The sequence below is a fragment of the Bradyrhizobium sp. HKCCYLS1011 genome, assembly GCF_051167795.1.
Lineage (GTDB): Bacteria > Pseudomonadota > Alphaproteobacteria > Rhizobiales > Xanthobacteraceae > Bradyrhizobium.
Genome location: NZ_JBNPTT010000007.1, coordinates 189,536 through 201,522, shown reverse-complemented (window position 1 = coordinate 201,522; position 11,987 = coordinate 189,536). Strand labels below are relative to the sequence as shown.

The 11,987-nt window shown below is 64.0% G+C and carries 9 protein-coding genes; 7 read left to right on the top strand and 2 right to left on the bottom strand.

What is annotated here, in order from left to right:
* The first annotated feature begins 8 nt into the window (after window positions 1–8).
* The 3 genes from dctA (at window position 9) to ACQR1W_RS24130 (ending at window position 3,387) form a co-directional block, all read left to right on the top strand.
* The gene (gene dctA / locus ACQR1W_RS24140; protein ID WP_434853146.1) at window positions 9–1,322 is read left to right on the top strand and encodes a C4-dicarboxylate transporter DctA; all 1,314 of its coding nucleotides are present in this window, start codon (window positions 9–11) and stop codon (window positions 1,320–1,322) included.
* Window positions 1,323–1,365: 43 nt separating this feature from the next.
* Window positions 1,366–2,169 carry an ABC transporter substrate-binding protein gene (locus tag ACQR1W_RS24135; protein ID WP_434853145.1) on the top strand — a complete coding sequence of 268 codons (804 nt, stop codon included), beginning with the start codon at window positions 1,366–1,368 and terminating at the stop codon, window positions 2,167–2,169.
* Window positions 2,170–2,466: 297 nt separating this feature from the next.
* Window positions 2,467–3,387 (top strand): PepSY domain-containing protein, encoded by a 921-nt coding sequence (locus ACQR1W_RS24130; protein WP_434853144.1) that lies wholly within the window; start codon window positions 2,467–2,469, stop codon window positions 3,385–3,387.
* A 65-nt stretch (window positions 3,388–3,452) separates the two neighbouring features.
* On the opposite strand, the gene ACQR1W_RS24125 is transcribed toward ACQR1W_RS24130, so the two are convergent.
* On the bottom strand, window positions 3,453–4,181 hold the full coding sequence (locus ACQR1W_RS24125) for a TetR/AcrR family transcriptional regulator (RefSeq protein ID WP_434853143.1): 729 nt from the start codon (window positions 4,179–4,181) through the stop codon (window positions 3,453–3,455).
* A 163-nt stretch (window positions 4,182–4,344) separates the two neighbouring features.
* On the opposite strand from ACQR1W_RS24125, the gene ACQR1W_RS24120 reads away from it, so the two are divergent.
* The 4 genes from ACQR1W_RS24120 (at window position 4,345) to ACQR1W_RS24105 (ending at window position 10,952) form a co-directional block, all read left to right on the top strand.
* Entirely contained in the window at window positions 4,345–5,835 is a 1,491-nt protein-coding gene (locus tag ACQR1W_RS24120) for an efflux transporter outer membrane subunit (RefSeq protein WP_434853142.1), read from the top strand.
* Window positions 5,832–6,947 (top strand): efflux RND transporter periplasmic adaptor subunit, encoded by a 1,116-nt coding sequence (locus ACQR1W_RS24115; protein ID WP_434853141.1) that lies wholly within the window; start codon window positions 5,832–5,834, stop codon window positions 6,945–6,947. Before ACQR1W_RS24120 ends, ACQR1W_RS24115 begins: the two co-directional genes overlap by 4 nt.
* Before the next feature lie 41 nt (window positions 6,948–6,988).
* On the top strand, window positions 6,989–10,066 hold the full coding sequence (locus ACQR1W_RS24110; protein ID WP_434853140.1) for an efflux RND transporter permease subunit: 3,078 nt from the start codon (window positions 6,989–6,991) through the stop codon (window positions 10,064–10,066).
* 169 nt (window positions 10,067–10,235) lie between these two features.
* Window positions 10,236–10,952 carry a PadR family transcriptional regulator gene (locus ACQR1W_RS24105; protein ID WP_434853139.1) on the top strand — a complete coding sequence of 239 codons (717 nt, stop codon included), beginning with the start codon at window positions 10,236–10,238 and terminating at the stop codon, window positions 10,950–10,952.
* A gap of 195 nt (window positions 10,953–11,147) precedes the next feature.
* Here ACQR1W_RS24105 and ACQR1W_RS24100 read toward each other — a convergent pair whose 3' ends face one another.
* Window positions 11,148–11,984: a class III extradiol dioxygenase family protein gene (locus tag ACQR1W_RS24100; RefSeq protein ID WP_434853138.1), complete on the bottom strand. Its 837-nt coding sequence runs from the start codon at window positions 11,982–11,984 to the stop codon at window positions 11,148–11,150.
* Window positions 11,985–11,987: the final 3 nt, after the last annotated feature.

Here is an 11,987-nt window from a genome sequence, read left to right as displayed (position 1 = left end):
GACTTCTGATGACCACATCGACCTTGACCGCTTCGAGCAAGAGCGGATCGCGACGCGCCTGGTGGAAAGAGCTGTGGGTCCAGGTGCTGATCGCGATGGCCGCAGGCATCGTGCTCGGCGCCGTCAGGCCCGAGCTCGGGGCTCAGATGCAGCCGCTGGGCGATGCCTTCATCAAGGCGATCCGGATGCTGATCGCGCCGATCATCTTCTGCACCGTGGTCAACGGCATCGCGCACATGGCCGACATGGCCAAGGTCGGGCGCGTCGCGATCAAGGCGCTGATCTACTTCGAGGTCATCACCACCTTCGCGCTGATCATCGGGCTTGCCGCGGTCAATATCTGGCAGCCGGGCGCCGGCATGAATGTCGATCCTGCCTCGATCAACACCAGCGTGGTCGAGCCCTATGTGAAGCAGACGGCAGCGGTCGGCTTGGTGCCGTTCCTGCTCAACATCATTCCCCAGACCTTTATCGGCGCCTTCGCCGAGGGTAACATCCTGCAGGTGCTTTTCATCGCCGTGCTCTGCGGCTTCGCGCTGATCTGGCTCGGCGAGCGCGCCAAGACCGTCACCGATGTGATCGACGTCGGCGGCCAAATGATCTTCGGCGTGGTCCGCATCGTGATGTGGGCGGCCCCGCTCGGCGCCTTCGGCGCGATCGCCTTCACAGTCGGCAAGTTCGGGCTCGGCTCATTATCCTCGCTCGGCCGGCTGCTCGGCGGCTTCTATATCACCTGCGTCATCTTCATCGCGATCGTGCTCGGGCCGATCGCGGCGCTGTCCGGCTTCAGCCTGTGGAAGCTGATCCGCTATATCAGGGACGAGATCCTGGTCTGCATCGCCACCACATCATCAGAGACCGTATTGCCGCGCATGCTCGCCAAGATGGAGGCGCTGGGCTGCGAGCGCAGCATCGTCGGGCTGGTCATCCCCACCGGCTACTCATTCAATCTCGACGGCACCTGTCTCTATCTCGCGACGGCGGCGGTGTTTCTGGCGCAGGCTACGAACACCCATCTCGACATCGAGCACCAGATCGGTCTCCTGATCATCCTGCTGGTGACCTCGAAGGGCGCGGCCGGCATCGCCGGCGCGGCCTTTGTCGTGCTGGCCGCCACGCTGGCCGCAACCGGCACGATCCCGGTCGCCAGCGTCGCGCTGGTGCTCGGCATCCACCGGCTGATGTCGCAAGGCCTGACGCCGACCAATTTGATCGGCAACGCGGTCGCCACCGTCGTGATCGCCCGCTGGGAGAATGCGCTCGATACCGAGCGGATGAAGCAGGTGCTGGATGCCGGACAGGCCGGCGACATCACGGCCTGACGATCAAAAATTTCGACAATCAAAAAACTCAGGGAAACGCCACATGACACGAGACTCGCGACGATGCGCGCCTGCAGCCGGCCTGGCGCTCGTGCTCCTAATCAGCGCCCTCGTGCCGGTTCAGGCCGGCGGCGACGATCCCGCCCACATCCTGGTGCCGACCGGCAAGCTGCGCGCCGCGCTCTACCCGGGCACGCCGACGTCGATCCTGCCCGACCCGGGTGGCCAGCCGCGCGGCGTCGGCTACGAGATCGGCAAGGCGCTCGCGGACAAACTTCATGTCCCCTATGAGCCCGTCGTCTACGCCAAGAATGCCGAGGTGCTGGAGGCCGTGAAGACCGGCGCGGCCGACGTCGCCTTCACCAACGCCTCGCCTGCGCGCGCCAAGCTGATGGATTTCGCACCGGTCTATCTGCGTATCGAGCTCGGCTATCTGGTGCCGGACGGCTCCGGCCTCAAGGAGGTCGGCGAGATCGACGCGGCCGGCCGCAAGGTCGGCGTCACCACCGGTAGTTCGTCGGATGCGGAGCTCAGCCGCGATCTGAAGAACGCCACCGTGGTGCGCATCCCGACCATCAAGGACGCGATCGAACAATTGTCGGCCCACCAGATCGACGCCTTCGCCACCAACAAGGCGACGCTGTTCGAGATGGCCGAGAAGCTGCCGGGCTCGCGCGTGCTCGATGGCCGCTGGGGCGAAGAACGACACGCAATTGCGATCCCGAAGGGCCGTGACGCCGGCCTCGATTTCCTGCGCGATTTCACCGCCGATATCACATCATCCGGTTTGGTCGGTGCGGCCGCGGCGCGTGCCGGGCTGAAGGGCGTCATCGCCTCCGAAAAATAATTTGGGATCGTGTCGGCCGAGGCGCCTTCCGAACTGACAATCATTATCAGGCGCGGGCCATGCCATTGCTGCAATGATGCAGATCAATCGGCGCATGAAACAAAATTAATATCAATGCGCTTGGCCAAGCCCTCATCGATCGCTAATTCAATCAAGCACGGAGCCGACGTGCATCTCTGTCGTAACTAACAGTTACAAATAGCTACAAATAGAAACGGCTGGCATAAGCAGAAACGGGAGGGTCTACGCGCAGGGAGCGTTTGCCGCTGAATTGGCGGAGTCATTCCGGAGACGACGATGAACAAGCAATTGCTTCTCAAACTGCACCGCTGGATCAGCCTGACTTTCGCGGTGCCGCTGCTCCTGATCATCGTGACCGGCTTGATTCTGGCATTCGAGCCGATGGTCCAGGTTGCTTCCGTCAAGTCGCAGACGGTCGACGCAGCCCGCGTGATCGAGCTGATCAAGCAGTACGATCCCGACGGCAAGGCGCGCGGCATCACGATCAATGCCTCGACCCAGCATCTGACGTTGCAGGGCGCGCCCGGCGCCGAGATCGACCTGACCACCGGCGCCACGACCTCGCGACCCGCGCTATCAAGCCTGTTCATGTGGGCACGAATGACGCATGAGCATCTGATTGCGATGTCCTGGCTCGTGATCGCCTCCACCGTTGCGATGACCGTGGTGATGCTGATCGGCGTCCTGATGGGCCTGCCGCGGCTGCGCAATACGCTGTCCGGCTGGCACAAGGGCATGGCGTGGCTCACCCTGCCGCTGATCCTGCTGAGCCCGCTGACCGGGCTGTGCATGGCGTTCGGGCTGACTTTCCAGAGCGGCAGCACGGCAGCGCCCGGCCAGCGCATCTCGCTGCCCGAGGCGGTTACCATCCTCGCCAAGGATCACGATCTCGCGGCGGTCAGTTCGATCGGCAATCGCGGCGGACGGATCATGGCGCGTATCTTCGAAGGCGATGAGTTGCGCGCCTATGCCGTCTCTGCCGACGGCCTGACGGCGCTGCCGCGCAATTGGCCGCGGCTGTTGCACGAGGGCAATTGGTCGCTGCTCGGCAGCGCCGCCAACGTGGTGATCTCGCTGGTTCTGCTCGGCCTGCTCGTCAGCGGTGTCCTGATCTGGAGCCGTCGCCGGCTGCGCCGCCCAAGTCGTCAGCACGGCCTGCGCGCAAGGCCGGCGATCACATCTTCCGTCACCTCATAGGAGCAGCATAGGCACAACGATCCGGGCGAGCACGGATGCGCGGGTCTTGCGAATCGGTCATGAGTTCAGCGCGGGCGCCTGTTGCGTCGCGTCCGGGTCACGCGTGCACGCGGCGTGCGATCAGCCGCTCCATAGGCCGCAAGGAAGACCTTGATGCCGCCATCGACCAGCGCGCGATATTCGGCCGGGCTCGGCGACTGCATCGACAGCGACCATTTCAGAATCAACCGGCCCTGGATCAGCGACAGAAACTGCATGGCGGCAAGCGCCATGTTCGGAATGCGCAACAGCCCCTGCGCCTGCGCGGCGCGCAGAAACGCCGCAACCTCGGCATCGCAGCGGTCCGGGCCGATCTTCATGAAGGCATCAGCAATCGCGGGATATCGCGACGCGCATGACATGATCAGCCGATGCATCGCGAGGCCCTTTTGATCCATGAAAAAGGACAGGAAGCTCCGCGCGATCGCCCGCAGCTCCTTCTCCAGCTCGATCGGGCCATCATGCGGCACCCACAACGGCCCGCCGAAATTCCGGCACTCGTCCTCCACCAGCGCGAGCAGCAATGTCTCCTTATCCTGGAAATGAGAATAGAGCGTCGCCTTCGACACGCGCGCGTGGCGCGCGATCGCATCGACGCTGGTCGGATCGAATCCCTGTGCGAGAAACAGCGCGCGCGCACTGTCGAGAATCTGGCTGTGCTTGCGCTCCGCACGCGTCGTCTCGATGGTATCGGGCTCGTTCGCGCCCCATCGAGACGCTCTTAGTTGGGCTTCGGATGTGGGCATGTTGCTCATGGCAGCGTTGTGACTTGACTTCATTTAGGCCGCAAAGCATGTTGCCGCAACAGAAACAGAACGGTTTAGTTTTATGACTGCTCCGCCTCACCCCTCCGTCGCACCACGCGCGGCCGATGCGCTGCGAATATGCGGCCGCTCGGCAGGGGTCCTGCTGCCCGGGATGGTGCTGGCATCGTGCGCGCTCGGCCCGGATTTCGTCGCACCCGCGGCGCCCGACGTCACCGGCTATGTCAGCGAACACCGCCTGCCAACGACAGCGAGCGCTGCGACGCCCGGCGGCAACGCGCAGGGCTTTGCGCCCGGCGCCGATCTGTCCGGTTATTGGTGGACATTGTTTCGCTCGCGGCAGATCAACGCCTTCGTCGAGGAAGCGATTCGCAATCATCCCGATGTTCGGGCCGCCCAGTTTGCGCTCCGCGCAGCGCGCGAAAACGCGCTGTCCCAGCAGGGATCATTGTTTCCGCAGATTTCCGCGACCGGATCGGCGGAGCGCGAGCAGGTCTCCACCACGCAGTCCGGGCAGTGGCCGGGACAGACCTCGGTCTACACGCTCTACGGGGCCTCGGTCAGCGTGTCCTACGCGCTCGACCTGTGGGGCGGCACGCGACGGCAGGTCGAGGCGCTGCAGGCGCAGGCCGACTATCAGGCGTTCACTCTCGAGGCGACCTATCTGTCGCTGACCGCCAATGTGGTGACGGCTGCGATCTCAGACGCATCGCTGCGCGATCAGATCGCCGCGACAGAGGAAATCATCAAGGCCGAGACCGATCAGCTGAGCCGCATTCAGCGCCAGTTCGACGTCGGCGCGGTGACCAAGGCGGACGTGCTGTCACAGGAATCCACGCTGGCGCAGGCCAAGGCCACCTTGGCGCCGCTGCAGAAACAACTGGCGCAACAGCGCAACCAGCTGATGGCCTATCTCGGCCGGCTGCCGAGCCAGGACCGCGGCGAGCACGTTACCCTCGCCGAATTGCGACTGCCCGGCCGGCTTCCGGCTTCGCTGCCCTCCTCACTGGTGCGGCAGCGCCCGGACATCCGTCAGGCTGAGGCGACTCTGCACAAGGCGACTGCCACGGTCGGCGTCGGTGTCGCCGATCTCTTGCCGCAGGTCACGCTGTCGGGCAGCTATGGTGCCTCCGGCCCGGAGCGGCTGTTCACCCCCACCACGCTCGTCTGGGACGCGGCCTCGAGCGTCACGCAGAAGCTGTTTGACGGCGGCACGCTCTATCACACCAAGGAAGCCGACGTCGCGACCTTCGAGCAGGACCTGTCGCTGTACAAGAGCACGGTGATCACGGCGTTCCAGAACGTCGCCGATTCCTTGCGCGCCATTCAATATGACGCCGAAGCGCTGAAGGCCGATGCCGCGGCCGAGAAGGCCACCGCCGACAGCCTCGCAATGTCGATCGAGCAGTTCAGGACCGGTGCGATCCCCTACGCGACCGTGATCACTGCCCAGCAGAACTATCTCAACGCGCGCGTGACCCGGATCAAGGCGCAGGCGACGCGCTTCACCGACAGCGCCGCCTTGTTCCAGTCGCTTGGCGGCGGCTGGTGGAAGCGCAACGACCAGACGCCTGATGCGCTGCCGCGCGCCAACCCCGGCTATTTCTCAGGTCCCGACCGCAACTCGCAGGAAGCAATGCGATGATCAAACGCATGACAATCATGCTCGCCGTGATGGGCATCTTGTTCGGCGGCCTCTACGGCTTCCAGGTCTTCAAGGGCGTGATGATCAAGAAGGCGATCGGTGCCATGGCCAACCCGCCGCAAACCGTCTCGACCGTTACCGCGGAGACCGCGCCCTGGCAGTCGTCGCTGACCGCGGTCGGCTCGCTGCGCGCGGTCAACGGCGCCGATCTGGCGCTGCAGGCCTCCGGGATCGTGCAGAACATCCAGTTCACCTCGGGCGATACGGTCCCGGCAGGCCAGCCGCTGTTGCAGCTCGTCGCCACCGACGATATCGCCAAGCTGCAGTCGCTGCAGGCCACTGCGGAGAACTACGCGATCGTGCTCAAGCGCGACGAGGAGCAGATCAAATTCAATGCCGTCAGTCAGGCGACGCTGGACAGCGACAAGGCCAATCTGAAGAACGCCCAGGCGCTGGTCGAGCAGCAGAAAGCGATCGTCGAGCAGAAGACGCTGAAGGCGCCGTTCGCGGGCCGGCTCGGCATTCGCGCCGTCGATCTCGGACAATATCTGAGCGCCGGCACCAGCATCGTCACCCTGCAGAGCCTCGACCCGATCTACCTCGATTTCTATCTGCCGCAGCAGGCGCTCGAGGTGATCAAGATCGGCCAGGACTTGATGACGACGGTCGATGCGTTTCCCGGCGAGCGCTTCACCGGACAGATCAGCGCCATCAACTCGAAAGTGGACTCGACCAGCCGCAACGTCCAGGTGCGCGCCACGTTGCGCAACAGCCCTGCCCGCCTGCTGCCGGGCATGTTCGCCAAGGTGGAGATTGCCGTCGGCAAGCCGGAGCAGCTTGTCACCGTGCCGCTGACGGCTGTCGTCAACAACCCCTATGGCGATCTCGTCTATGTCGTCGATGATCTGAAGGACGGCCAGGGCACCGCACGGCAGATGTTCGTCAAGACCAAGCCGGCCAAGGGCGACCACATCGTGGTGACCGAAGGCGTGAAAGCGGGCGAGACGGTGGTGGTCGCGGGCCAGCTCAAGCTGCGCAACGGCAGTCCGGTTAAGATCGACAATTCCCACGTGCCGGTCGCCGAGGCCGCGCCTGATATCGTCGACCAATGACACGAGCAGTCTCGTCAGCGGTGAATTGAGAGCAAGCTCCCATGCGTTTTACCGATATCTTCATCCGCCGGCCGGTGCTGGCGCTCGTGGTCAGCGCCCTGATCGTCGTGCTGGGCCTGCGCTCGATGACGACGCTGTCGATTCTGCAATATCCGCGCACCCAGAACGCCATCGTCACGGTGTCGACCACCTATGCCGGCGCCGATTCCGACATCATCGCCGGCTTCATCACCACGCCGCTGGAGAACGCAATCGCGCAGGCCAACGGCATCGACTACATGACCTCGACCAGCGTGACCGGCACCAGCACCATCACGGTGAACCTGCGGCTGAACTACGATTCCGGCAAGGCGATGACCGAGATCAACGCCAAGGTGAACTCGGTGCTCAACCAGCTTCCCTCGGGCACGCAGCAGCCAACATTGACGTTGAAGGTCGGCCAGACCATCGACGCGATGTATATCGGCTTCGCCAGCGACGTGCTGGCGCCCAACCAGGTCACCGACTACCTGACCCGCGTCGTGCAGCCCAAGCTGCAGGCGGTGGCGGGCGTGCAGACTGCCGAGCTGCTCGGGGCGAAGAAATTCGCTTTGCGCGCCTGGCTCGATCCGGCCAAGCTCGCCGCCTACGGCCTGACTGCGAGCGATGTCTCGACCGCACTGTCCGGCAACGACTACATCTCCGGCCTGGGCACGACGCGCGGCCGGCTGGTGCAGGTCGACCTTGCCGCAGCGACCAACCTGCACTCGCTGGAGCAATACCGCAATCTGGTCGTCAAGCAGGTCAATGGCGCGATCATCCGCCTCCAGGACGTCGCGCGCGTTACGCTCGGCAATGACGATTATGACTCCGCCACCCGCTTCAACGGCAAGACCGCGGTCTATATCGGCATCCAGGTGGCGCCGACCGCCAACCTGCTCGACGTCGTCAACGGCGTGAAGGCGGTGTTTCCGGAGCTGCAGAAGCAGCTGCCGAACGGCATCAACAGCGAGATCATCTACGATTCCACGGACTTCGTGAACTCTTCGATCAGCGAGGTCGTCCACACCCTCGCAGAGGCGATCGGCATCGTCATTGTCGTGGTCTTCATGTTCCTCGGCTCCTGGCGCTCGGTGCTGATCCCGATCATCGCGATCCCGCTGTCATTGATCGGCACCTTCGCACTGATGCTGCTGATGGGCTTCTCCATCAACCTGCTCACGCTGCTCGCTCTGGTGCTCGCGATCGGCCTGGTCGTCGATGACGCCATCATCGTGGTGGAAAGCGTGCACCGCCTGATCGACGAGGGTGAAACACCCATTGAGGCCGCGATCCAGTCGGCCCGCGCTCTCGCAAGCCCGATCATCGCCATGACGGTGGTGCTGATCGCCGTCTACGTTCCCGTCGGCTTCCAGGGCGGCCTGACCGGCGCGCTCTTCACGGAATTCGCGTTCACGCTGGCCGGCGCGGTGACTGTCTCAGCAGTGATTGCGCTGACGCTGTCGCCGATGAACTGCGCCTGGCTGTTGCGGCGGACCGAGCGCGACGCCACCAATCTCGAGGCACGGCTGGTGCGGGCGATCGATCGCGTGCTGGAATGGCTGGCCGCCGCCTACCGCCGCAAGCTCGAGGCCATGTTTCGGATGAAGCCCGTGGTGGCGGTGTTTGCCCTGCTGCTGCTCGCCATGATCCCCTGGCTCTATTCGAGCTCGACCAGCGAGCTCGCGCCCGACGAGGATCAGGGCGTCGTGCTGTCGCTGACCTACGCATCGCCTTCGGCGACGCTCGAGCAGCGCCTGTTCTACGATCAGCAGGTCTACGACCTTGTGGCCCACCGCCCGGAAACCAAGACCGTCTTCCAGATCGACACCGCAACCCAGGTGATCGGCGGCTGGGTGCTCAAACCATGGGATGAGCGCAGCGCCACCACCAAGACCCTGCAGCCGGAATTCCAGCAGATGCTGAATACCATCGCCGGCACCCGGTCGGTCGCGTTCCAGCCTGCGCCCCTGCCCGGCAGCAACGGCCTGCCGATCCAGTTCGTGATCGGCACCACCGGTTCGTTCAACGAGCTCAACGAGGTCGCGCGCGATTTCATGGCCAAGGCACTGGCGAGCGGTCAGTTCATCTTCCTCGACAACGACCTGAAGATCGACAAGCCGCAGACCACTGTCGTGTTCGACCGCGAGAAGGCCGCCGATCTCGGCCTGAAGATGAGCGATCTCGGCGGCTCGCTCGCCACCATGCTCGGCGGCAATTACATCGACTATTTCAGCCTGGACGGCCGCTCCTACAAGGTGATCGCGCAGGTGAAGCAGAACGACCGCCTCACCACCGAGCAGCTGCTCAATTACTACATCCGCGCCAGCGACAACACCATGGTGCCGCTCTCCACCGTCGCGCGACTCGAGAACAAGACCATTCCGGAATCGTTGAACCACTTCCAGCAGATCAACGCGGCGACGATCTCAGGCGTTGCGATGCCGGGGGTGGCGATGGGCGATGCGCTGGCGACCTTGAAGGATCTGGCGAAGTCGCTACCGGCGGGCTACTCGATCGACTACGGCGGCGCCTCGCGCCAGCTCGAGCAAGAGTCCGGCGGCTTCGTCACCACCTTCGTGTTCGCGCTGATCATCATCTTCCTGGCGCTGGCCGCGCTGTTCAACAGCTTCGTCGATCCCGTGATCATCCTGGTGTCGGTGCCGATGTCGCTCGCCGGCGCACTGATCTTCATCAGCCTCGGCATCGGCGGCGCCAGCATCAACATCTACACACAGGTCGGCTTGGTGACGCTGATGGGCCTGGTCAGCAAGCACGGCATTCTGATGGTCGAGGTTGCCAACGAGCTCCGCGCGGCGGGCAAGGACCGCAACCAGGCCATCATCGAGGCCGCGGCGATCCGGCTGCGTCCGATCCTGATGACGACGGCCGCGATGGTGCTCGGCGTCATCCCGCTGATCACGGCAACCGGGGCCGGCGCGGTGTCGCGCTACAATATGGGCCTCGTGATCGCGACCGGGCTTGCCATCGGCACCCTGTTCACGCTGTTCGTGGTGCCGGTCGCCTACGCGCTGATCGCCCATCGCGGCGCGCACCAGGCGCACGCGTCCGAGGCCGTGCCAGCCGCTGCAACGCATTGAACGACAGTCTCTCAGACAGCCAACGAACAAAGGGGCGCCCAGCAGCGCCCCTTTGTATTTATAAGATATTCAATGACTTATAACGATTTCTTGCAGATTCCTCTCCGCCTTATTGACAAACGGAATACGATAACGATATATCGTTTGTATCAAACGGAGATCATATCACATGAGACATCACCATCATTGGGGCTTCGGACGCGGCCGGCATGACGAGCGCGACGACAGCGGCTGGGAGCGCCGCGACTGGCACGGACGCGGGCGCGGCTGCGACGAGGCCGCCGAGGAAGTTCGCCTTGACGTGCGCCTTGGCGGGCGTGGTCCCGGCTCCGGCCGACATCGCGGTCCCGGATTCTTCGGTCGCGGCGGGCGCGGTCCGCGCGAGGAATTCGGCCGCGGCGGCGGACGCTTTTTCGGACCGGGCGACTTGCGCGCCCTGCTGCTCTGGCTGATCGGCCAGAAGCCGCGCCACGGCTACGATCTGATCAAAGCGGTCGAGCAACTGGTCGGCGGCGCCTATTCGCCCAGTCCCGGATCGGTCTATCCGATCCTCAGCCTGCTCGAAGACATCGGCCAGATCGAAGCCACATCGAGCGAAGGCGGCAAGAAGCTGTTTGCGATCACGGATGCCGGCCGGCAGGTCCTGAAGGACGAGGCGGCCGCGATCGAAGGCCTGTTGAGCCGCTTGCGCATCATGGCGCGGACCATGGGCGGCATGCGGCCGCCGGAAGCGGTATTTCAGGCCATGCAGACCTTGAAGATGGCGCTCGCCTTCCACGCAGCCGGGTGGAGCGAGGACGAGACCTGGCGGGTCAGCCACATCCTCAACCGCGCCCTCGCCGAGATCGAAGGCGACGCGCAGGATGGCAGCGAGCCGACAGTGTGAGGCCTCGCAATCGCGGGATCGAAGCCGTCCTTGGGAGGCGCGGAAGCAATCCAGACTCCTCGCGCAGTCCTGGATTGCTTCCGCCGTCGCCCATCGGGCTAGGGCGGACAAGTCGCTTCGGTCGCAATGATGTAGACGCGCAGCGCTCCTGCCGCTCGCGGCGCGTGAGAGCAGAGAGAAACACCCGCAAGAACCTTACGCCGGCTCCAGCACCATCAATCCAGTCGCGGTGTTGGAGATCGGGATGTGGTAGTTCGCATGCTCCTTGCGCACCTTTTCCGGCAGCGCGCCGCGGGCCACCATCCAGTTCAGCAATTCGACGCCCTGCGTGCCTGACAGCTCGACCAGCTCGGTGGTGGAATATTTCGTCGCCCAGGCCGGATCGTTGACCATGCTGTCCATGAACTTCTCATCAAAGTCCTTGTTGATGAAGCCGGCGCGCTCGCCGTCGAGCTGATGCGACAGGCCGCCGGTGCCCATGATCACGACCCGTTGGTCCTTCGGCCAAGACTCGATCGCACGCGCCAGCGCCTGCCCGAGCTTGTAGCAGCGCGCCGCCGACGGCAACGGCGCCTGGACCGTGTTGACCACGACAGGCACGACGCGGACCGGCCATTTCTGATCCGGCCAGCACAGCGCCATCGGCAGCGTGAAGGCGTGATCGACCACCATCTCCTGGCAGGTGGTGAGGTCGAAATCATCCGCCACCAGATGCTCGATCAGGTGCCAGGATAATTCGGAATCGCCCTTGAAAGGCGCGGTCTGCGGAATGCCCCAGCCTTCATCGGCGTTGCGATATTCGTCGGCCGCCCCGACTGCGAAGGTCGGCATCTTGTCGAGGAAGAAGTTGAGCCCGTGATCGTTATAAACGAGCACGACGATATCCGGCTCCACTTTGCCGAGCCATTCGCGCACGTGCGGGAAGCCATCGAAGAACGGCTTCCAATACGGATCCTGCTGCAGGCCCTTGGCAATCGCGCCGCCGATGGCGGGCACATGCGAGGTGGTGATGCATCCAACGATTTTTGCCATAAC